The organism is Faecalicatena contorta (genome assembly GCF_003149105.1).
Classification (GTDB): domain Bacteria; phylum Bacillota; class Clostridia; order Lachnospirales; family Lachnospiraceae; genus Muricomes; species Muricomes contortus_C.
Genome location: NZ_QGDS01000029.1, coordinates 1 through 23134, shown reverse-complemented (window position 1 = coordinate 23134; position 23134 = coordinate 1). Strand labels below are relative to the sequence as shown.

Sequence of the window (23134 nt, the reverse complement as noted above, 5' to 3'; positions counted from 1 at the left end):
TGATCGAACCCGAATGTCTAAACGCGGTTCAAAGCTACTGCGATATGCACTCATAAATGCTGCTTGGCAAGCCACCTTAGTAAATCAAACCTTTAAAGACTATTATGATTTAAAGATTTCTCAGGGGCGTCGCCATTACAATGCCTTAGGTCATGTTGCTCATAAGCTTGTTCGCGTCATCCATAAAATGATGACTGATAATGTTGAGTTTAATTTAGCCTAGTCCTACCTATTAACTATTTTTAATTTTCAAAGAGCATCTATATGATGCTTTATTTCCTATACACTTTTTTAGTTCAAAACTTTATTAAAAACTTTTTAATTTCCTATTGACTATTCATAGTTGGTCTCCTTAATATTTTTGAACGCGTCTACCCTTTTACAGCCCCCGATGTAAGACCAGATACAATCTTCTTCTGGCAGATTAATACTACGATTACAATTGGAACCGTTGCTACTACAGATGCCGCTGCCATATCTCCCCACGGTACGGTGAATTGCCCGGGAAACATGGAGATTGCCACTGGAACTGTCCTTCTCGCATCCTTTGTCACCAGAACTAATGCAAACATGAATTCATTCCATGCCGTAATAAATGCGATAATAGCAGTGGTAAAGATGCCCGGTGCCGTAAGGGGCAGTATAATCCTAAATACAGATTGTACCCGGTTACAGCCATCAATCTGCGCCGCCTCTTCCAAGTCATACGGAAGTGTCTTGATAAAGGCAATCAGCGTCCAAATTGCCATTGGAAGTGTTGTGATAACGCTTGGTATAATCAATCCCAGCCGCGTGTTAATCAAATGTAGGTTTCTAAAAATAATGAACATCGGAGTTACAATTGCAATAATCGGAAACATATTTGCAACTAAAATGAAATTTTGCATAAATTTCTTAAATTTAAAATTAATTCTCACGAATGCATATGCTGCCGGAAATCCAACAACAATCGTTGTAAACATGGCTCCTAATGCAACAATCACACTGTTGAGCAAATAGGTCTGCAAATGATGATTCACAAATACATTTTCATAAAATTCAAGTGAAAATCTGGACGGCCATAACTCGGTAGGCATCAGGCTGACATCTGCCGGGTTTTTGATGGAAGTGATAATCAACCAGTAAAAGGGGAAAATCACCATAATAAGAAACACTACCAATCCAATGACACCCAGTATTTTCTGTGGTAAACTCTTCTTATCTGTCATTTTTTCCCTCCCCTAGTCGTCCGTCTTTAAAACTTTAATGTATATAATGCTGCAAGCTAAAATCAGGATTGTAATAATGGTGGATAATGCCGACCCAAGCCCGAAGTTCATGTCACCAAACAGGTATTTGTATGCCTGATAAAGCAGTGTAGCGGTAGAGTTGGCAGGCCCTCCGCCTGTAATACCAAAGATGATATCAAAGATACGGATTGCCCCCATGGTTCTAAACAATAATATGATTAAAATAACGCCTTTCAGGTTCGGAAGCGTAATCCGGAAGAATTTGCTGATTCTGCCTGCACCGTCTACCGCTGCTGATTCATAAAGCTCTTTTGGAATTGTCTGCAAACCGGCAAGTAACATCAGCGCTATATACGGAAACTGTTTCCATGTATCCGCCAGCACTACCACCACCATAGCCCAGGTCCTGTCCGTAAGCCACGCTACAGGTGAACTGATAATATTCGCTGTCTGAAACAACTGATTCATTACACCAAGCTGATCGTTGAACATAAAGGAAAACATATATGCAATAATAATTCCCGGAATGGCCCACGGAATCAGTACTGCCGTTCTGATAATCCCTACAAATCTCTTTGCACCGTTCATCAGAAGTGCTCCGGCAAATCCGACTGCCAACTGAAATACCATGGATAATACCGTAAATACTGCAGTGTTTCTCAAAACTTCTAAAAATGTTTCACTCTTAAACAATGTTATGTAATTTTCGAAGCCTACAAAATGAGTGTTCAAAGGATCAGTCAAGACCCTGTATTGAAAGCTGTAGGAGACCGTAATCAGAATCGGTACGATACCAATTGCGATCAATAGAATCAATGATGGAGCAATCAAAGAGTAGCCGATAATATTATCCCGCTTCTCCCTAGACATTTTTTTTATGCCAGTTTTCATTTTGCACATTCCCCCTAAATCCTTCCCTGTGACTATTCAGGGTTTTTATTTCATTTTTTCCAAGGCGGCATTCAGCTCTGTATCCATCTGCTCCATAGCGTCTTCATATCCCAGCTCTTTGGTCAGTGCCTTATGGAAATACACCTGGAACACAGAAGAGATTGCAGAATAATCTCTAACCTGAGGTCTTGGTTTTGCATTATCTGCCGCACTTTTCACATCCGCCAGATATGGCTTGTCAGTCAGTACATCCTTATCTTCATATACTTTTGCAGCCGTCGGGAATGTGGAGCGCACCATGGTAGAAATCTTCTGTGCATCATAACTGGACATAAATTCAGCAAATGCAACCGATGCAGCCTCATTTTCTGTGTTGGCATTAATTGCAAAGTTCCAGCCGCCCAGAGTTCCTGAAGATTCTGCGCCGCTTGGTCCTACCGGAAGCGCCGTTACCCCTACATTACCTTTTACTTTACTGGTATCCGCATTTGCATTCGCATAGGCATAAGTCCAGTTACGCATAAACAAAGCCTTGCCTTCTTCAAAGATTGCTCTTGAATCATCGGGTTTGTGGGAAAGGACTCCTTCCGGGGAGATTCCATCATCAATCAGACTATTTACAAATTCTAATGACTCAATGGTGTTACTGTTGTTCATAGCAAACTTACCGTCCACTAAATCAGTTCCGCCGTTCTGTTTAATAAACTCCAGCATATTACAGGAAGTTGGCTCACCCTGGAACATTTGGAATATGTACCCATAATCAATTCCATCTTTACCAATATGTTCTTTGCTCATCTCTACGAGTTCATCCCATGTTGCCGGTGGTGTATCAATCAGGTCACTTCTATAGTATAGAAGACCTACGTCTGTGTAGTTCGGATATGCATATGCTTTATCTCCAAAATAGCAGGTGGACAATGGCCCTGCCAGATACTCATCTGCTTTTGCCTCCAGCTTATCTGTCACATCAAGCAGCCATCCGGCAGCCGCAAACTGGGAAACCCAGATAATGTCACATTCAAATACATCCGGTTCTGAATCTCCGGCAGCAAGGGATGTCATGAGACTTTTCTTCACATCATCACTATTACCGGGCAGTAACTGATGGTCAATGGTTACATTTGGATATTCCTCATTGAATGCTGCAATCATTTCATCCAGCGCACCTGTCTGGTCATTGCCGCTGACAAATGTAACCTCACCTGAAATATCCGATGCGTCGGCTCCCTTTGAACTGTCAGCCGAAGAACCTTCTTCTTTGGCGGAATTCCCGCATCCTGCTGCCAGGCTTACCGCCATTGCAGTGCTTAACAGTACACTCAAAACTTTTTTCATTTTCATCTTTCTTCCTCCTTTTATTATAAAAAATTTTACTACCTGAATAATTTAGCCTCTCTTTCTTAAGACTTTTAATTAAATAGACGAACTTTTCCAATATCCATTTGACTTTTCATTGTTTTTTCATGTTTTCAAGATTTCATTTCTCTATTTCCCGACAAATTTTTTGCTTAATACTTTTAATTATTATTCCATTTTTCGTTGTTATGTTGAATAAAACTAGGTATATGTTAAATAGGGATATCAATCTTTTGTGCACTTTTACTTGTTTTTTCTCTTATATTGCCTACTATACACTGTTTTTCACCGAAAGTAAAGTTGGTATTTTCATTTTTTAGAATTTTATAACTTTTATACAATTTTATTTGATTAAGTTTGTTAATTATTTATTCCCACATTCTGGTTTTCCTGGTGTTTCAGCTGGTTTCTGTCCTTGTGTTATCTGGTTTATTATGATACAATCATACCATATTACAGCTTAGTTCCGGCTTATTTTTAAACGATATAATTATATTATTATTTAGGAGGTTTTTACATGCTTTTAGATGTGCTGAAAACACGTAATCCACACATTCAGATTCAAGAATTATCATCTCCGGCTTTTCAAAAATATGGCAAGATTCTATCCGGTTTCGATTTTGTTCCCTGCATAGAAGTTATGAAGAAGCGGGAGATCCCGGCTGAAGGCAACTGCTACGTTGCATGTGATGACGAAATGATGGCAACTTCCACTGCTGCCGAACTGTCCAGCCGCTTTTATGGTCATACAGATATCCAGATTGGATACTGCAATGGCAACAGCGACAAACTGAATGCCCTGGAATATCATAAGTGCTCTGAAATTGATTTGGCAGTTACTGATCTGGTGCTGCTGTTGTCCGATGTCCGCAGCATCCAAAATAACACTCTACATTCTTCTAAAGTTGAAGCCTTTTATGTTCCGGCAGGAACAGCATGCGAGCTGTATGGGACCACCCTGCATTTTGCTCCTTGCAAGGTCTGCGATGCCGGTTATAAAAGTATTATCGTACTTATAAAAGGAACCAATTCCGCCCTTTCCCCACTTCCGGCCCCCGGCTGCGAGGAAGATGAACTGCTATGGATGCAGAATAAATGGCTGATTGCTCATCCCGACAGTATTCCTGCTTCTAAGGGAGCATGTGCCGGTATACAGGGAGCGAATATTCCTATTTTTTATTAGATGGAGGTGGTTTTGATGCCCCGAATCAATGGCATTAACATGATTGATGTAAAAAGAAATAACCGAAGTTCAATCCTGAACTTAATATATCAAAAGGACAGACTATCCCGAAAAGAGATTGCCGGCATTCTGGGGCTTACCCCTGCTGCCATTACTCTTATTACTTCGGATCTTCTGGAAGAAGGGCTGATAAGTGAAGATTACCCGGAGCAAACCAGCAACCATAAAGGCCGTAAAGAGGTGTATTTAAGCCTTAACACCAGCAAGTATGCGGCAATCGGCGTCTATGTAAGTCCTCACCGCCTGCATATACAATGTGCCGATATGAACAGCACTGTTATTTTCAGAGAGACCACGCATACTGCAGACTGCCATAACCAGTCTGCAGAAATTCTTGATAAACTCTGTAATATTATAGAAGAAAACCTGAAAAATTATGATGTTTTCCGCAAATACCGTCTCCTGGGTATCGGTGTAAGTATTAATGGTATTGTAGACCCTGTTACCGGAGTCAGCATTAATTCTTACCATACTTGGGAAGAGCATGTACCTGTCAGGGACTACATTGAATCTAAGCTGGGATATCCGGTGATTGTTACCAATAACATTTGTGCTGCTGCCAATGGAGAAAGTTATCTTTCCAAAACAAAGCATCCGTCCAACTCACTGTTTATCAAGTATGGTCCTGGTATTGGAGGTGCCCGGAACCACTCCCGGAATTCTTCCAGTATTTATGATTATGTTCCAGTGGAATTGGGGCATATGATCATGGATATTAACGGAGAGCCCTGCATCTGTGGAAACCGGGGATGCCTTGAGACTATCATAAGCTATGCCGCAATAGAAAAAACCATCAGCAATCTGATGTCTCCGCAGAATACGCCGCTTTTGTATGAACTTACCCAGGGAAACCCGGAAAACCTCACCATGCAGTACGTGATGCAGTCTTACAGTGCTCAAGAGCGGCCTGTAGTGTCCGTTGTGGAAAGAGTCGTAACCTACCTTTCCCTGGCAATACAGAACACTCTTTCCCTGTTTGATCCATACCGCCTCATACTTTATGGAGAACTTTTCGAAGTTCCAAAATTCAAACAGGTACTGGTAGATGCTTTAGATAATTTCTCAGTTGCAGAACGGGTGCGTTTCAGTCACTTTAATCTTCGCCTGGAAACCTTTGGCCCCCTCACAACAATTATCAACAGCTTCTTCGAAAACGGAGGAGTTCCCCTCCCCCTCCACACAGATTCCAGACCGGATGGGGAAGGCCTGGCTTAAACCTTAGGATTTGAAGGAAGAATAATTCATTTAGAGAATCGTACTATTTATATTAAAAAAGAAGGGCAAAGGGGACAGTCCCTTTTCAAAAGGGACTGTCCCTCTTTTGTCATCCTCTTTTCGCATCCCTTTTAAGCTGCAGCCTCCAGTTCACTTTTCCTCTTCTGCTCAATCAAAACGCCGAATGCGCCCAAAAGAACTACTACCATACCGGCATACTGATTTCCGGACATAAGCTGTCCAAACAGCAGAAAGCTTACAACTGTAGACACAATCGGCATTAACAGCAGGAAAACTTTTACAATCCAGACAGGGAACCGTCTCAGATTATAGTAGTAAACCACATAGATTAAAGTCTGCCCTACACCTGCCAGGAGAACTGCAAGGAGAGTGTTTTTATGCTCCCCCAGTTCAAAAATCTGTCCAAAGGTTTCCAGGGCAAGAGACGCAATTGTAAATAGCAGCATCGTTACGATATTGTTATAAAAAGCAACCACATTATCCTCCGTAGGATTTTTCTTATCTAATTGGACGCTTTTTATGACAAATGCATTGATAGATACAAACAACGCGCTGAGGATAAAGAAAATATCCCCCGCTCCGCTGAATCGAAAATGCAGCGGATTAATCCCCATTACCATAAGTACTCCAAACAGCATAACGAGGGTGTACATCCAGTCTCTCTTTGTAAACCTCTCCTTGTAAATCAGAACCGAAATTAAATTAACAAATAGAATATCACATTTCAGCAGCGCAGTGCCGCTCCCTGCCGGTGACAGAGTTAAGCCGATAAAGGCTGTCAAATCCAGAGCAAAACCAAGACAGCCAATCAGCAGTAAACGTTTTAAGACTCCGTGTGTTTTCAGGAGCAGTCCCAGCTGCCCCTTCCTCCACATAATAGTCGTCAATAACAATAGTGTGATAAAACGTACCACAACTCCCACTGAGAATACGGACATGCCCTCGACAGCCTTTTGGCTTGTCACAAAATAGCATCCCCAGATCAGCGCCAGAAGAAGCAAAGGCGTTGTTTGCCTAATCTTCATATCCAGTCTCTCCTCTCCCAGTCAAAATCAAATCATATATCTGCGGATTAGTGCACACAAATCGTTATACCCAGTAATGAATGTAGTAATTGTAGATCGGAAACCACCATACTTCTCGAATTCATGAGGTGACATACCATCTTCCTTTATAGACTTTCCAAATTCAGATATTTTTTCAAGCTCACTTATAAAGTGAGGTTCTACCGGATGGTCAATTCTGCTTACCACTTCTGTACCACAGGAATTCAGCCGTTTATGCCAACTATAGTTGATTGTCTGGTCCAAATCCCCTCCAATCAGCTCACTCCAATGATATACATTCCGGTTTGCAGCAGACAGCAGACGTGTCCTGTAGCCTCTTTCATTATAAATCCGGTATGCTTCCTTAATTACAGCAACGCCTGCCCACTCAAGGCACTCCGGTTCCACCACCATACCTGTCTGGTTCACATACTCTTTCATCCAGTCGTCCGTACGCCCAATCATGATTGTGCATACGGGAGCCATGTTCTCCCATTCCAGACCTGACAACTCCCTGCGTTTCAATCCCCGTTCTACAGCCTCTGCAACCGCAACTGCCTGTGCCACTGTAAAAGAAACCGTAGCATTGATACTGATTCCACGGTAAGTAGCTTCCTCCATGGCTTGGATTCCCGCGGCACTTGCCGGCATCTTCACCTGCATATTAGGTGCCAGAGAATTTAACTGAATCGCCTGCTCCAGCATTTCCCCCGCATTCCGGTAGTACTTTGCATTGGTTTGTATGGATAGACGTCCCAGTTTACCTTTTGACTCTTCAAACAGGGGCAGGAGTTTTTTTGATCGGAGTGCTCCAATCTCATGAAGCAATTCCCATGTAATCTCATCTTCCGTAGCCTCAGGAAGTTCTAAAACCAGCTCCTTAATCCTTTTCTCCCAGATATTCAACTCATTTTTAACAACACTTCCCACAATAATCGGATTGCTGGTGGCACTTACAATTCCGCGCTTCAGCCCGTAATTCAACTCTTCTTCTCCACAAGAATCCATCCAAATATGGGTTTGTGGAAATTTTACCGCACACTCATGAAGCTTTCCTAAAAATTCACTCATTTTACCGCCTCCCTATTCCTTTGCCGTTCCATCCCATGCATCGCGGAACACCTGTAACCCATAAGTAGTAAATGGATGTTCAAAGCTCTCCTTGTAGACCCCCAAACCACAGGTCACAATATCTGCCCCCATCTTAGCAAAATCACCGATTTGTCTTCCATTACGCACTGCCGCTACGATAATTTCAGTTTCATAACCGTATTCACGGTATATATCGATAATATCGTAAATGTACTCCGACGTATCTCCGCTGTTTTCCTTCCACCCTACAAATGGTGATACAAACTTTGCGCCCAGTTTCGCAACCGGAATTGCCTGGGATGCGGAAAACACCAGTGTCACATTGGTCCGTATTCCTTCTTCCTCCAGTTTTTTAGCCGCAATCAGACCCTGTTCACAGCATGGAATCTTAATTACATAGTTAGGAGAATATGATGCCACCTCTTTTGCTGCAGCAACAATCTCTTCCCACTTATCCAAATGAGGATTAATCTCAAAGGATACAGGAAATTTATCCATCCCTTCAAGCCCTGCCTCTTTCAGCCATGCTGACACTTCTTTTACAACCTGCATAAACGGTTTTCCGCTCATTTTAATGTGCTTTGGATTAGTTGTCACTCCATCAATTCCAAAATTTTCATATGCATATTTGATTTCATCCAGTTTTGCACTGTCCAGAAAATACTTCATATTTCTTTCCCCCTATTGGTTATAGATTTTCTTTTCTATTTCCTTCACCTTTTCTCTTGCCACATGGAGGTTTTTTGCCCGCCAATCCTCCAGATTTTCCGTAAAAGCAGTCTTCAGAAATACGTCTGCAATTGCACATCCTGCAAATTCTCCGGTAATCCAGCCCCCCATAGTCAGAACATTGGCATCATTGATGGCCCTGGCTTTTTCGGCTGCATATGTATTCTCGCAGACAGCCGCGTAGACACCAGGATATTTATTTGCTACAATTGACATTCCCATACCTGTTCCGCAAATCAAGATTCCACGTTCAAATTCCCCATCTGATATACGCTTTCCAACAGCCTCTGCTACCACAAAGTACGGCTTTGGTTCGTTTTCATCCGTTGTTCCTCCGTCTATTACTTCAAATCCCTGCTCTGTCAGATGTGTTTTTAATGTCTCCTTCAGACTGTAGCCTGACTTGTCAGAACCTATAATTATCTTTTTCACCTGCTCACCTCCGCTTTCTTCAACCCTGTAACCTCTCTTGCAGCCTCTGCTATATTCCTTGCTTTCAATCCATACTTCTCCTGTAAATAATCCGTGAACCCTACTTCTCCGAAATGATCCCGGACACCTACCCGTTTCATAATGGTGGGACAATTTTCTCCCAGACACTCAGCAACCGCTGCACCAAGCCCGTTGATAATACTGCCGTTTTCTGCCGTAATAACAGCTCCTGTTTTTCTTGCACTTTGGATGACAAGCTCCTCGTCCAGAGGCTTGATGGTATGGATATTGATAATTTCCGCATCAATACCCTCTTCCTTCAAAATCTCAGCCGCCTCCAGTGCTTCCGCCGTCATAATACCACTTGCAAAAATACTCACATCCCTGCCTTCTTTCAGGACAATTCCCTTGCCCAGCCGGAACTCGCAGTTCTCATCAAAAATTTTCACAGCATTTCTTCTAAGGAGGCGGATGTAAACCGGCCCGTAGTGTTCCATAATCTGTGGAAATGCTTTTTTAAGCTGCTCGGAATCTGTAGGCTCAAATACAATCATTCCAGGAATATTACGCATAATCGCCACATCCTCCATACTCATGTGGGTTCCGCCGTTCAATTCCGCTGTTACACCAGGGTCACTGCCAACGCACTTTACATTCAGCCCCGCGTATGCTACGGATAAGGTTACCTGGTCACAGACTCTTCTTGTAGCAAAAGGAGTAAATGTATGGGTAAAAGGAATCTTCCCCATAGCAGACATGCCTGCTGCCACACCAATCATATTCGCTTCGGCTACACCTACATCCACAGTTCTCTCAGGAAATGTTTCCTGAAACCGAAGCGTACCTGCTGCCCGGGCCAGGTCTGCCTCCACGATTGCAATACGCTCATCTTTACCGGCATACTCCATCAACAAATCCACATATGTCTCTCTCAGCCATCTATCTTCCTTTATCATTTAAGCCTCCCCCTTTCCAACAAATCCACAGCCTTTTTCCATGTATCCTCATCAATAGGCATGTTGTGACATGTCACAAGGTTCTCGCAGAAATATCCACCTTTACCTTTAATGGTATTGAGAATAATCATAGAGGGTTTCCCCTTCATCTTCTTAGCTTCTTCAATTGCCTTAAGTATAGCCTCCACGTCATGTCCATCCACAGTCTGCACATGCCAGTTAAAAGCTTCCCACTTTTTATCCAGCGGCTCAAGCCCATTTACCTCTTCTGTATAGCCGTCAATCTGCATCTTGTTGTAATCTACAAATGCAATTACATTATCAAGCCTTTTGCTGCCGCCTAACAGCGCACCTTCCCATATCTGGCCTTCCTGGCTTTCCCCGTCTCCGATTATGGTATAGATGTAACATGGGTTTTTATCTATTTTTGCCGCTGCTGCCATGCCAAGAGCCGCAGAAAATCCCTGACCTAAGGAACCAGTGGTCATGTCAATACCATTGGTCAGTTTCATATCACAATGACTGGGGAGACGGGTCCCCGGCTGATTTAATGTCTTTAACTCTTCCATGGGAATAAATTCTTTTAATGCCAGTGCCGCATAAAGAGCCGGACCGCCGTGGCCTTTTGAAAGCACTAATCTGTCTCTGTCCGCTTTCTTTGAATTCTGAGGATCTATATTCATTACACCGAAATACAGAGACGCTATAATTTCACTAAGAGAGAGTGCACCGCCGATGTGTCCCACACCAAGCCTGCCTATCATCTCTATCGTAAGCTTTCTGACTTCCAGTGCTTTCTCCTCTATCATAGGAATATCGTACATTCCGTCACCCCCTACAAAATTGACTGCAATAATTCATGTACAGTATCCTTATTCATTACAGCCGGTGTAAGCTGTATAATTGCTGCTCCAAGGCCAACCTCAGTAATATGATCCAGATCATCTTCTTTTACACCGAGCTGGCTCAGTCTTACCGGCATATCCATACTCTTCATCAGTTCCTCTACCCTCACCGACAGTTCTTCTACTGAAGCACATCCCAGATAAGCTGCCAGAGTTTCCATTTTCTCCCTGGCCTGTTCCACACTAATTTTGATAAATGCAGGAAGAGTAATGGAACACGCTATCCCATGGCTTGCACCATATTCTGTTGTAAGAGGGAAACTAATGGCATGGATTCCTGTGGTCCTTGTCTGGCTGAATGCAATACCAGCAATCAGACTCGCCATAACCATTGCCCCGCGCGCCTCTTTATTGTCAGGTTCGTCATACGCAGTTTTGATATTTTCTAAAATCAGCTTCATGGCTCCCATACCCAGCATATCGCAGATTGGCTGGCTGTCTTTATTCCAGTATGCCTCAATAGCATGACAGAAAGCATCCATTCCGGTAGAAGCTGTAATTGCCGGCGGCAGTGTATAGGTCAGCTCCGGGTCAATAACAGCTACATCAGCCCAGAACAAATCATTTACCATAGGCATCTTAATCCCAGCTTTCCGGTTTGTGAACACACCTACATTGGTCACTTCACTTCCCGTTCCCGCAGTTGTGGGAATACAAATGAGGGAGGTATTTCTTTCTTTAAGCACTCTGGTTCCTCCAGAATAATAGTCATAAATACTTCCTTCATTTTCTACCAGGCATGACACAATCTTACTCACATCCATAGCACTTCCACCCCCTAGGCCAATGACACAGTCTGCATTGATTTCCCGGGCCTGGGCCGCTGCCTTATCCACACTCTCACAGGAAGGATTAGGCTCTACTTCACTGAAATAAGCAACCTTTTTCCCTTCCATAGCAGCACCTATCTGCTCTGCCAGTCCATTCTTGTATAAAAACGGGTCAGAAACGATCAGTACATTATTCCCTTTTATAAATGACGCAACTTCTTTGGCTGCACCCGCATGAAAGCAAATCTGTGTGGGCATACAATATTTAAAACTCTGGTTCATAACTGCTCACTCCTTCTTCTAATATTTATTTTTCAAACTTCATAGCTCCCTCAATTTCGGTAAAAATGACTCCCAATGCATGAGCACCGGCATCCGGATAGCCAATACTTCTCTCTCCAACCGTACCCGCACGTCCCATACGGGCTACAATCTGCTCCGTTTTTTCCGCACCTTCTACGGCCGCTTTCGCTCCTGTTCTAAAAATATCCTGCAAGGACTGACCTTTTTGGGCACAATCTAACCATGCATCTGCACAGGGCACCAGCGCATCAATCAATGTCTTATCCCCCACTACCGCACCACGTCCAAAGGAGCGTTCTCCTGTCTTCTGTATTCCTTCTACGGCTGCCTGCAGCATCTCTGCAAATTCTTTAGCCGTAAGCACTTCTTTTTCCTGGGCATATTTTCCTGCTGCCCTAAATGCCGAACCCCAGATTGGGCCGGATGCACCGCCGCAATATTCCATAACAACCATAGAACACTCAAGCAGGAAGCTGCCGATATCCTTTAAGTTCTTTTTCTGAATTTCATTCCATTCCCGCTTTAACTGCTTGAATCCCTTTGCCACACTCATACCAAAATCACCGTCTCCGGCATGGGAATCAAGTTCACAGAAGGGCACTTCATTTCGGATAATGCAATCACTCATCTGGTCCACAATGTAAACCAAATTATCCAGTGTCACTGTTTCTCCTTTTATTACCGCAAAAGCCTCATCCGTCTGGACCTCATAAGAAACATCCTTCGCTTCTTCACTGTCACCGGCTGCATCAATATACTCCATTTCTTCCACAGGTCCATCTACATGGAATGCAGGTGTCTGGCAGGGAGCAGATAACAGTTCCTCCAGTTGCTCATCCAACTTCAAAATAGAGACAGAGGCTCCCGCCATATCAATACTGGTCATATAATTGCCAACAAAAATTCTCTTCACTCTTATCTTCTTCTCATGCAGCTCCCTGCAAACAGAATGATTCATCAAATATAATTCCTGCATGGGACTTCCGCCAAAGCCATTGACCATGACAGCTACAGAATCCCCCTCTTTGGCCTTCATATCTTCCAAAAGTGCCTCTGCCATCCGTTTTGCCAGTTCGTCTGCTGTCTGAATCGATTCTCTCTGGATTCCCGGTTCTCCATGAATTCCCACGCCATATTCCATCTCACCTTCACCGATGTCAAAGGTTGGCGTTCCTTTTGCCGGTACAGTACAAGAAGTCAGGGCAAACCCAATACTGCGTACATTGGAAATGACCTTCTCTGCAATCTCCTTAACCTGTGCAAGCTCCATACCAGCCTCGGCCGCAGCTCCCGCAATTTTATGTACCATAACCGTTCCGGCCACGCCTCTTCTGCCTACAGTATAGAGGCTGTCTTTCACGGCAATATCATCATCTACCCGGACATAATCAACCGTAATCCCATCCTCTTCAGCCAAATATGCAGCATTCTTAAAGTTCATCATATCCCCACTGTAGTTTTTGATAACCAGCAGAGTCCCTTTATCACTTGCTGTCTCCTTGATTGCCTGATATACCTGAATTTGAGACGGGGACGCAAATACATCCCCACAAACAGCCGCATCCAGCATTCCTCTCCCCACAAATCCTGCATGCGCAGGCTCATGACCACATCCGCCGCCGCTAATCAAGGTAACCTTATTCTTGTTAATTCCTTTTTTCTTTATAACTCTATATTTTGCCAAAAACTCTAATTCAGGATGCGCCATAGCAATTCCGCTGCACATCTCAATTACCACTGTTTCCGGTTTATTGATTATTTTCTTCATTCCTTTTCACCTCTCGCCCGCTTATAATCTGCTCCAATCTTATCTGCAGCAACAATTGCCGCGGCAACATCTGCCGGACCCACAGGGAAAGGCATTGCATGGATAGATTCTTCCGGGATGCAGGACTTTTCTGCCACCGCCTGCAGTTCTTCATCGGAAATCCTGTCCACGCCAATGTCTGCCAGACACACCGGAAGTCCAATATCCAGACAGAAGTCCAGCACAGTATTCAGCTCCTCCTGAGGAGCATTTTCCAGAACCAACTGTACAATCGTTCCAAAGGCAACCTTCTCTCCATGAAAGTATTTATGTGTACCTTCCAGAATAGTCAGTCCGTCGTGAACTGCATGAGCGCTGCCTAAACCTGCACTCTCAAATCCAAGGCCGGAGAGAAGGATATTAGCTTCAATAATATTTTCCAGAGACTTTGTCACCTGCTTACATTCACTGGCTGTTTTTGCCTTTCTTCCATCAGCCAGCAAAGTCTGATAGCACAACTTAGCCAGTGCCAACGCAGTATTGGTTCCCACTGCCGGCGGGCATACCCCTTCTCTCACGCCGCAGGGAAGACCTGCATTTACTTTGCTGTAGGAGGCTGCAGTAGCTCTTGCCTCGAAATATGTAGATAAAGCATCTCCCATACCTGAAACCAGGAACCGGGTCGGCGCTTTTGCGATTATAGTAGTATCAATCAGAATCACACTGGGACTCTGCTTAAAATACGCATAATCATCAAATGCACCTTCCGGTGTGTACAGTACTGCGGAATGGCTGGTCGGCGCATCCGTAGCGGCTATTGTCGGAACAATAATCAGCGCATCTCCCTGTGCTACACATTTTGCAGTATCAATCGCCTTTCCTCCGCCCAGGCCAATTGTACAACTGCATTGTTTTTCCTTTGACAGTTCCTGGAGTCTGGCAACTTCCTGTCTGGAGCATTCTCCCTGGAATCCGCTTTCCACAAATGTTACTTCAAATTTCTCCGCTGTGGCATCCAGCTTTTCCTTCACCCGCATTACATCATCCGGATGTGCAATCAATAGTGCAGATTTTCCAAATGTCTGGATGAAATACCCTAAATTCAAGATTTCATCTTCCCCCTGAACATATTTTGTCGGACAAATAAACGCCTTACGCATACCCAAAATCCTCCTTTTTATTATTTATTTTTATTAAATTACCATCTGTTTTTGGAGTCCTGAGAGTAATCCCTCAAACTCTGAACGTTAGTTAATATAAAGCCACTTCAATATCCAGCATACGTGCCAGTGCAGAAAGTTCTTCCCGTACATCACCATAAATCACCACAAAATGTGGCTCCCATCCAGCCTCTACTGAATGGTTCACAACTTCCAGCGCCGATTGTTCCGTCTGTACGACGATAGAGGTACCGGTGAACTGTTTCGGTTTATCTAATGCCTCGCCCCCGGCCAGGAAGAAACGGAATCCTCCGTCTGCTTTTTTCCCAATCCGGAATATAGTAACCTCGTCCATAGCTTTGCACCCAAAATCCATAGCAGGTCCGATCTTGCGGTTGGGATGAACACCAACCTGAGCACCTTCCGGCTGTCTTGCCAGTGAACATGCTGCTGTTCCGCAATGCCAATAGGTTATGGTGTTCTCTTCCTCATCAAGAGATACCGGGTCTCCAAAAAATACCGGGGAACCCGTAAGCTGCATTCCCATATACATGGAAAGTGCTCCATAGGAATCTGCCTCACAGCTTGCCGCCACGCCCATATCATTCAACATAGCCAGCACAGTACATACAGGGGTTCCATATGCCGTAAAAAAATCCGGCCAGCATCTGGAAGATAATGCCCCGATCTGGTTCTTTGTAACATATTCCTTATATGCCCTATACAGCCTGGAATGGTCTATCTGATTCTTCCTGGGCGTTTTTTCAAATTCCACGGTATGAGAAGCAGTCTCCTCAAGATAATCATCGCAGGACTCTTCTGTATACGCTTTTGCAACGTCAATCAATTCCCTTGCCTCAATAGATTCCAATGTCACGCCAAATGTCTTCAGCATCTCAATATCCATGGCTCTTCCAAACCCAAATCCCTGGGGTGTATGTCCTACCGACGCCAACTTCAGGCCTTTTAGCTTTTTCTTCAGTTCTCCTGCTCTGATTACCGCAGATATCTTGTCTTTTACTCTTTTTTCTTCCGTACTGCCAAAGATATATTCAAAATTGCTATTTCTCATATACATCATGGCATTACCTGCAGAATAAGCACCTGTAAGAGAATTCAGGCGGAGCCGTCCTCCGTCAATTACAGGCTCCCTGAGTGTCCATAAAAGCAGCGGACAATCAAAACGCTTTAAAACCTCACTGATATAAGCTGAATTAGCAAATGTAATATTCTGCACCACCAGCAGGTCTGGATTGATTTGATCCAGATATTCACCCAAGTCTTCAATCGAAAGCAACATCTTCTCAGGACATTTCGCCTCGCTCATTATGTCTTTCAGCAATTGACAGGACTTCTCAAATTCCGCGTGAGCGCTTTCAAGATGGAAGGTGGGAACACCTATCGGTACATAAGCAACCTCAAACTCACGATTCATAAATACACCTCATTCCCTCACTTTAATTAACCATTTTAATTATATGGTTAAATAAAAAAGGCTTTCTTATTTTAATTTATTATTTATTCTAGTATAAGTTTATAATAAACCACTGTTAATTCAAAGTCAATACTCATTTAATTATTTGTTTTAATTAAATGAGTATTTAACATGGTAAAAATGCTCTTTACCTTGCGTTTAAGTCTTATCTTTTATAAGGCTTTCATAGCAAAAGGCCCTCTGCCATAGACAGAGAGCCCCTCATTATTTACTTTTCTTTTTAAAACAAATTACTCACTCTTGAGTTTTCCTTTGTATATATTAAATCTGTCCAACAAGATCCAGGCCTGGCTTCAGAGTCTTTGCACCTGGTTTCCATCTGGCCGGGCATACCTGATCTCCATGTTCAGCAACAAACTGAGACGCCTGCACCCGTCGAAATAGCTCGTCCGCATTCCTGCCAACATTTCCGGCAGTAACTTCATATGCAACAATTTTGCCTTCCGGATTTACAATAAAGCTTCCACGTTCAGCCATGCCATCCGCTTCAATAAATACATCAAATTCTTTTGCCAATGCTCCTGTAGGGTCCGCAAGCATTGGAAAATGAATCTTCTGAATCGTTTTAGACGCATCATACCATGCTTTGTGTACGAAGTGACTGTCACAGGACACGCTGTAGATTTCACATCCAATCTCTTTGAATTCCTCATATTTATCTGCCAAATCTTCTAACTCTGTCGGGCACACAAAAGTAAAATCCGCCGGGTAAAAGAAAAATACACCCCATTTTCCAAGCACATCCTCTTTTGTAACTGTCCTAAACTCCTTTTCCGCATATGCCTGTACAGAAAAATCGTTAATTTCTTTATTAATAAGTGACATTATAACACCTCCTGTTCTTATAGTTAGCCATATCTAACTTTCTTTTTAAAGTATACCAGCATCTGCAAAGCATGTCAACATTTAATAATAATAACTTTTATCATTTTATGCAGTTGATAAATTAAAATCCTCTCAGAAGATTTTATTGTATGTCAAACTCAGCGGCTGCGACCACATTGCCACTGTCCGCGAAAAACGTTTTGACGATTCGATAATGTCCCAGGTTTAGGTTCTCATAATAGAATTTCAGTGCAAACTCCTTTTTATCGCTCCCGTTCGGCGGCAGCATATAGGCGATATCTATCCACGCCGCATCCTCCTTGGCAGGCACAACGTACCATTTCCCCTTTCTCATGATTTCCAGATGTGGCTCTTCGCCGAACAAGACCTCGGTATCCTTATTATTGATGTACTCAATCATCACCGACTCTGTTTCTGTGGTTACCCTTTTGTCCGTAATGCGCATTACAATGCCTGCATCTTTCAGCTCGCCATATTCAGAAAGAGAAAGGTTGTCGATATCAAGTTTCTGCGCACAGGCCGCCATGGTCAGCATAAAAACCATTATAACAATAACGCCTATAATTTTTTTCATTTTTGGCTCCTTTATTTTTTATATTTGGCAAATTCCAAGCAATATTACTATTCTTCATTATAATATTTCTTTTTAAGTGCATTTATTCTTTTCTGTTCTTAGGCATGAAAATGGAGCTGCTGCCCAGGTAGATTTATCTGCCTTTTGCAATAGCCCCTTTCTCTTTAAGTGCCAAACCACGATATTTTGATTATCTGCAATAATTCACATTTTTTGATTGAGATTTCGGCGCTTCAAAAGCATTGCCATCTGCATAGCCAACAATGGCGCAGCAAACCGGAGTAAAATCTTCAGGAATGCCAATCTCCTTGCGAAGTTTGGGGGAAGATCCTATTCCCAGCAGAGGTGTCACTACATAGCAGGAACCAAGCTCAAGCTCTGTAGCGGCAATGATAAGACTGGTTGCCGCACAGGAAGCAGTTGCTTCGCGATAGGGAGCACCTTCCGGCATAGAAAATACAAATAAAACAGGAGCGCTATACAATGGCTGATAACCGTCAAGGGACGCGCGGCTTACCATAAAGTCGTTGCCGGAATTTTTCATGCCTTTCAGCGCCAAATCATTAATGCATTTCAAGACTTCTTGATTTTCCACAACAGAAATATGCAGCACGCCAGCTTTGGGTGCATTATTTGCCGCAATGAGTAATTGCTCGATTTTATCTTCTTCTACAGGCTTTTGCTGATAGCTGCGCGTGCTTTTTCTGGCACCGATTGCTTCTAATGTGTTCATATAAAATACCACCTTTACTTTTTTATTTGTACTGGTTACAATTATATTTTAACAATTATATAAAGACAAGTACGGAAATTAATATAAGCAAGTAATAAAAATATAAGTATAGGAGGGTATGACATGGAGGATTGTCCTGTTAAATATGCTTTTACAGTAGTAAGCGGAAAATGGAAACTGCAAATCTTATGGGAATTAAATCAGCAGGATATGATTCGCTTTAATGAGCTTCAAAGAAGATTGGCCGGTATTTCGAGCTTTATGCTCTCAAAGTCCCTTGGGGAATTGGAACAAAATAAACTTATTATTAGAGAGCAGTATAACGAGGTTCCTCCACGCGTAGAGTATTCGCTGACTGAACTGGGGAAAGCCATTCATCCAGCCTTAAAGATGCTGGGCGATTGGGGGACAAAAGTATATAACGAATGCCAGGAATCATAAGAAAAATTCTACTATTCTGATTTTCGAGGATAAATATCAAAAAGAAAAGTAGACATACAACTATATCTTTTTGCAAAAGTCTGTCCATCTGGCCGCACGTTACAAAGAATGTTTTACCGCCGCCGATGCGCTGAGAATATAGAAAAGCGCCTTGTTTTGTGGCAGTATCTGATGTATAATTATGGAATTAAGAGATAGTCATAAGGTACTCTTTTTGACAATTTACATAAAGGCGGTGCAATAATGGCAGTTATTGAAGTAGTAAAGTATGATGGCTCACCCGATGTGTTTGCCTGGAAATTCCCAAATTCAGAGCTTGGCACATGGACACAGCTAATCGTAAATGAATCACAAGAAGCGATATTATATAAAGGGGGGCAGGCGTTAGACTGGTTTGGCCCGGGACGCCACACCTTGGATACCGCAAACATTCCCATCTTGAATAATATTATAAATCTACCATTCGGAGGGCGTTCGCCGTTTACCGCAGAAATTTGGTATATAAACAAGGGCAATTCTCTTGATGTTAAATGGGGAACACCTACACCTATTCAATTGCAAGACCCAAAATACAATATATTTGTGCCGCTTAGGGCTTTTGGGCAATTCGGCATTAAAATCTCAGACTCCAAGTTATTCCTGCAGAAACTTGTAGGAACAATGTCTACATTTACATCTGCCGATCTAATAAAATATTTTAGAGGTGTTTATTTAACCAAAGTTAAAGATCATATATCCGGTTATCTCATCAAGAGAAAAATATCGGCATTGGAGATAAACGCATATATCAACGAGATATCAGAAGCATTGAAAGAAAGTATTTTGCCGTCTTTTTCCGATTTCGGAATTGAATTGGTGAATTTCTATGTTAATGACATTAGTATTCCAGAAGATGATACTGCTGTAATCAAATTGAAAGAAGCTCTTGCCAAAAAAGCTGAGATGGATATTATCGGATATTCTTATACACAGGAACGCTCCTTTGATACATTGGAAGGCGCCGCGACAAACGAAGGCTCTGGTTCAGCATCGATTATGGGGGCGGGATTAGGCCTTGGAATGGGATTTGGATTAGGCGGTAACTTCGGGGGAGCATTTGGCGAAATGGGAAAAAACATCAACACTAATCAAAGCGAGGAATGCCCACATTGTCATAAGCAAATCGGTTCTGAATATAATTTCTGCCCGTTTTGCGGCAGGGACACTAGAGTTACTCAAAATCAAATTATTTGCCCCAAATGCGGTGCAGGCAATAGCAGCGGATTAAAGTTTTGCGGGCAATGCGGAAACAGTTTAATAAAAACTTGTCCAAAGTGTGGCGAAGCTGTTGACGATACGAAAAAATTCTGTCCTAATTGCGGCAATTCTTTAATGAAGAAATGTTCGTCGTGCGGTAGTGAACTAGAAGACAACTTGAAATTCTGCCCAGAATGCGGAAAGAAAGTAGGTGATGACAATAATTCGTAAGAGTACTTTAACAACTATCAGTATTTTTACTATTGCTATTGTGGTCGTCATTGCAGGCTTCTTCCTGTTGGAAATTGAAAAAGCCGCACTAAATTTATGGGCATTTGGCTCACTGTTATTTTCCCTTGTGGTTTCTTTAGTTACCATGCTTACTCTTGTTGCTCCAAAGAGAAACAAAGATAATGTTTCTTTTACATCTGGATTGAGTGGTGCCGTTTGGGTTTATGAAATTGCGGTTATTATCAGCATTTTGTTTACGAAATCCTTTGTAGAGTATTTGGGTAGGTTCATTCTTCTTCAGATCGCGATAAACGCCTTGTTCTTTATTATTACTATAGTGATTATGAACGTATCGGGTCATATACATGATAGCAATGCAAAAACTCATGAAAATTTACAAAATGGGGAATATGATAAACCAAAAAGAGGAGGGTTTTAACGATGGAAAAGAAGGGAACAAAATGGGGTTGGATTATTTTTTGGCTTATTGTTTTCTGGCCTGTAGGTTTGTTTTTATTGATTAGAAAACTGGCAACTGACCATTCAGCGTTAATGAGCGGAAAAACAGGTAAACTTCCTGTTATTGGATGGGGGTTAATCGCTTTTGGTGTCATGGGCTTTTTTGTGGAACTTTCTGATACTCCTGACGCGTTTGGGTTGATGCTTGTCCTTGCTTTTGTTACAGGTGGTGTTTTGCTTTTACTCAAAGTTTCAAAAACGAAAAAAACCGCAGTGAAGTACAAAAAATACATAGATACAGTTGTAAATCAAAATATTCGAAGTATAGACAATATTGCCTCCATTGTCGGATTGCCATACGATGTTGTTGCAAAAGATTTGCAGGATATGATAGATATAGGCTATTTAAAGGATGCTTATATACATCAGAGCAACCGTGAAATTGTTTTGAAGCAGCAAGAGCAAGAGCCGGCAACGTACACTCAAGGAATGTACACCGATCAGACTGCTCCCCAGACAAAAGCTGCCCGCTGCCCTGGTTGCGGCGCAAATAATGTTGTTGTTGTTGGAAGGGTCTCGGAATGCGAATATTGCAGCACACCGATAAGCGCCTAATATTTGCGATATAAAGGAAAAACATATATCTCCGTTAAGTTACATGGATAGTGTCAAGATTATTTCGCAAATTTAATTCCTGCCGTTTAGCAGTCGCTGGTTAACCGGCTATGTCATCAGACAGCAGATTATTACCAGGATTGATAAGATGATCCATATTCATATAGCGGCGGATGCCCCATTGGGTTCCGGCTACATGACGCAGTCTAGCGCATACAAGCATTAATGCACTCTGGCCATCAGGAAATGCTCCGATAGCCTTAGTACGGCGTTTGATTTCACGGTTGAGCCGTTCGATTGTATTGTTGGTCCGAATCCGGGTCCAATGCTGCGTTGGAAAATCCATATAAGTCAGGGTTTCCTCAATGCCGGCCTCCAGCTTTTCGGCAGCCTTGAGCAGTTTCATTTCCCGGAATTTTAAAGCCACTTGCGCAGCTTTTTCTCTGGCAGCATCTTTGCCTTCTTGAGCATGAATAGCTTTTAACATCATGGATACTGCTTTCATTTTCTTCCGTGGTGTCACTGAGAAAATGTTCCGATAAAAATGAACGATACAACGCTGATAACGGGCATCTGGAAAGACTTCCGGAATCGTTTCAAACATGCCCAGGTTACGGTCACCAATAATCAATCGTACGCCGCAAAGCCCGCGTTCTTTTAGACTTACAAAGAAGGAACGCCAGCTCTCCTTATCCTCTTTCATACCCTCGGCAGCACCGATGATTTCACGGCATCCGTCTTTGCCAACACCGATAGCGATCAGGATGGAGACGTTTTGAATTTCACCACCCCAGCTGCGTTTTAGAAAAACACCATCCACATAAACGTAAGGATATTCACCCGTTAGTGGACGGGTACGCCATGTTTCGATGTGCTCATAAGCTTTTTTGTTTAGGTTGCTGATAGTGCCGGGGGAGACTTTGGTTCCCCAAAGCGCCTCGGTAATATCTTCCACACGTCGAACAGAAACACCGGCCAAATACATCTCGATGAGGGCTTCCTCCACCGAAGATTCCCTTCGGCGATATCGTTCAATAATTGCAGTCTCAAAAGGAACACCTTTGAGTTTCGGCATCTTAAGTTCCACTTCGCCAGAAGTTGTTTGGAAGTTTCGCTTATAATGGCCGGAACGATATCCCTGGCGCTCAGGAGAACGCTCATATTTTTGAGCATTTACTAAATCATCTGCCTCTTTGTCAAGCAGGGCATTCAGTGTTTCTTCGACGCTATTGCGCACAAGATTTTTTAAGTCATTCTTTATAAGATCCTCGTTTAGTTGTATAATGTTATCAGACATGGTTTAGCCTCCTTGGAAAAATTTTGTGTGGTAACTTAATTCTACCAAACGGCTATAGACCATGTCTATTTTTATGAAATTGAATTTGCGAAATTAATTATACGTTATC

Annotated in this window: 24 protein-coding genes; 7 read left to right on the top strand and 17 right to left on the bottom strand. The window is 42.7% G+C overall.

From position 1 onward, the window contains the following. On the top strand, nt 1-223 hold a 223-nt coding region (locus A8805_RS21700), incomplete at its 5' end, for a transposase (RefSeq protein WP_146199463.1). A 148-nt stretch (nt 224-371) separates the two neighbouring features. On the opposite strand, the gene A8805_RS21695 is transcribed toward A8805_RS21700, so the two are convergent. The 3 genes from A8805_RS21695 to A8805_RS21685 form a co-directional block, all read right to left on the bottom strand. After that, complete coding sequence (locus A8805_RS21695; RefSeq protein ID WP_109714797.1) at nt 372-1208, bottom strand: carbohydrate ABC transporter permease; 837 nt, start codon at nt 1206-1208, stop codon at nt 372-374. Between the two features lie 12 nt (nt 1209-1220). After that, nucleotides 1221-2099 (bottom strand): carbohydrate ABC transporter permease, encoded by an 879-nt coding sequence (locus tag A8805_RS21690; protein WP_207657743.1) that lies wholly within the window; start codon nt 2097-2099, stop codon nt 1221-1223. Between the two features lie 66 nt (nt 2100-2165). Then, on the bottom strand, nt 2166-3464 hold the full coding sequence (locus A8805_RS21685) for an ABC transporter substrate-binding protein (protein WP_109714795.1): 1299 nt from the start codon (nt 3462-3464) through the stop codon (nt 2166-2168). 532 nt (nt 3465-3996) lie between these two features. Here A8805_RS21685 and A8805_RS21680 point away from each other — a divergent pair. Together A8805_RS21680 and A8805_RS21675 are read left to right on the top strand one after the other, a co-directional pair. After that, on the top strand, nt 3997-4662 hold the full coding sequence (locus A8805_RS21680) for a DUF4867 family protein (RefSeq protein WP_109714794.1): 666 nt from the start codon (nt 3997-3999) through the stop codon (nt 4660-4662). A 15-nt stretch (nt 4663-4677) separates the two neighbouring features. Continuing rightward, entirely contained in the window at nt 4678-5937 is a 1260-nt protein-coding gene (locus tag A8805_RS21675; protein ID WP_109714793.1) for an ROK family transcriptional regulator, read from the top strand. A gap of 131 nt (nt 5938-6068) precedes the next feature. Here A8805_RS21675 and A8805_RS21670 read toward each other — a convergent pair whose 3' ends face one another. From A8805_RS21670 to A8805_RS21610, 13 genes are all read right to left on the bottom strand, one after another. Beyond that, nucleotides 6069-6983 (bottom strand): DMT family transporter, encoded by a 915-nt coding sequence (locus A8805_RS21670; RefSeq protein WP_109714792.1) that lies wholly within the window; start codon nt 6981-6983, stop codon nt 6069-6071. A 27-nt stretch (nt 6984-7010) separates the two neighbouring features. Next, nucleotides 7011-8075 (bottom strand): transaldolase family protein, encoded by a 1065-nt coding sequence (locus A8805_RS21665; protein ID WP_109714791.1) that lies wholly within the window; start codon nt 8073-8075, stop codon nt 7011-7013. A gap of 12 nt (nt 8076-8087) precedes the next feature. After that, nucleotides 8088-8765, bottom strand: a complete 678-nt coding sequence (locus A8805_RS21660; protein ID WP_109714790.1) for a transaldolase family protein — start codon at nt 8763-8765, stop codon at nt 8088-8090. Between the two features lie 12 nt (nt 8766-8777). Next, nucleotides 8778-9257 (bottom strand): RpiB/LacA/LacB family sugar-phosphate isomerase, encoded by a 480-nt coding sequence (locus A8805_RS21655; RefSeq protein WP_109714789.1) that lies wholly within the window; start codon nt 9255-9257, stop codon nt 8778-8780. Further along, nucleotides 9254-10213, bottom strand: a complete 960-nt coding sequence (locus A8805_RS21650) for a transketolase family protein (protein WP_109714788.1) — start codon at nt 10211-10213, stop codon at nt 9254-9256. The genes A8805_RS21655 and A8805_RS21650 overlap by 4 nt, the downstream gene beginning before the upstream one ends. Continuing rightward, on the bottom strand, nt 10210-11037 hold the full coding sequence (locus tag A8805_RS21645; RefSeq protein WP_109714787.1) for a transketolase: 828 nt from the start codon (nt 11035-11037) through the stop codon (nt 10210-10212). Before A8805_RS21645 ends, A8805_RS21650 begins: the two co-directional genes overlap by 4 nt. 11 nt (nt 11038-11048) lie before the next feature. After that, on the bottom strand, nt 11049-12170 hold the full coding sequence (locus tag A8805_RS21640) for an iron-containing alcohol dehydrogenase family protein (RefSeq protein ID WP_109714786.1): 1122 nt from the start codon (nt 12168-12170) through the stop codon (nt 11049-11051). A 25-nt stretch (nt 12171-12195) separates the two neighbouring features. After that, nucleotides 12196-13959 carry a dihydroxyacetone kinase subunit DhaK gene (dhaK, locus tag A8805_RS21635; protein WP_109714785.1) on the bottom strand — a complete coding sequence of 588 codons (1764 nt, stop codon included), beginning with the start codon at nt 13957-13959 and terminating at the stop codon, nt 12196-12198. Next, entirely contained in the window at nt 13956-15098 is a 1143-nt protein-coding gene (locus A8805_RS21630) for a glycerol dehydrogenase (RefSeq protein ID WP_109714784.1), read from the bottom strand. The genes dhaK and A8805_RS21630 overlap by 4 nt, the downstream gene beginning before the upstream one ends. A gap of 91 nt (nt 15099-15189) precedes the next feature. After that, complete coding sequence (locus A8805_RS21625) at nt 15190-16533, bottom strand: fucose isomerase (RefSeq protein WP_109714783.1); 1344 nt, start codon at nt 16531-16533, stop codon at nt 15190-15192. A gap of 321 nt (nt 16534-16854) precedes the next feature. Next, nucleotides 16855-17418 (bottom strand): alkyl hydroperoxide reductase subunit C, encoded by a 564-nt coding sequence (ahpC, locus tag A8805_RS21620; protein ID WP_109714782.1) that lies wholly within the window; start codon nt 17416-17418, stop codon nt 16855-16857. A gap of 142 nt (nt 17419-17560) precedes the next feature. Next, the gene (locus A8805_RS21615; protein ID WP_109714781.1) at nt 17561-18013 is read right to left on the bottom strand and encodes an immunoglobulin-like domain-containing protein; all 453 of its coding nucleotides are present in this window, start codon (nt 18011-18013) and stop codon (nt 17561-17563) included. 190 nt (nt 18014-18203) lie between these two features. Beyond that, complete coding sequence (locus A8805_RS21610; RefSeq protein WP_109714780.1) at nt 18204-18746, bottom strand: nitroreductase family protein; 543 nt, start codon at nt 18744-18746, stop codon at nt 18204-18206. A gap of 123 nt (nt 18747-18869) precedes the next feature. Here A8805_RS21610 and A8805_RS21605 point away from each other — a divergent pair, with 123 nt between their 5' ends. From A8805_RS21605 to A8805_RS21590, 4 genes are all read left to right on the top strand, one after another. Continuing rightward, nucleotides 18870-19187 (top strand): winged helix-turn-helix transcriptional regulator, encoded by a 318-nt coding sequence (locus A8805_RS21605; RefSeq protein ID WP_109714779.1) that lies wholly within the window; start codon nt 18870-18872, stop codon nt 19185-19187. Between the two features lie 243 nt (nt 19188-19430). Then, nucleotides 19431-20654 carry an SPFH domain-containing protein gene (locus A8805_RS21600; protein WP_109714778.1) on the top strand — a complete coding sequence of 408 codons (1224 nt, stop codon included), beginning with the start codon at nt 19431-19433 and terminating at the stop codon, nt 20652-20654. Next, nucleotides 20638-21093, top strand: coding sequence for a hypothetical protein (locus A8805_RS21595; protein ID WP_109714777.1), 456 nt, complete (start codon nt 20638-20640; stop codon nt 21091-21093). The genes A8805_RS21600 and A8805_RS21595 overlap by 17 nt, the downstream gene beginning before the upstream one ends. A 2-nt stretch (nt 21094-21095) precedes the next feature. Beyond that, a complete protein-coding gene (locus tag A8805_RS21590) occupies nt 21096-21728 on the top strand; it encodes a hypothetical protein (RefSeq protein WP_109714776.1) in 633 nt (210 codons plus the stop codon). Between the two features lie 100 nt (nt 21729-21828). On the opposite strand, the gene A8805_RS21585 is transcribed toward A8805_RS21590, so the two are convergent. Further along, nucleotides 21829-23025 carry an IS256 family transposase gene (locus A8805_RS21585; protein WP_109714649.1) on the bottom strand — a complete coding sequence of 399 codons (1197 nt, stop codon included), beginning with the start codon at nt 23023-23025 and terminating at the stop codon, nt 21829-21831. Nucleotides 23026-23134: the final 109 nt, after the last annotated feature.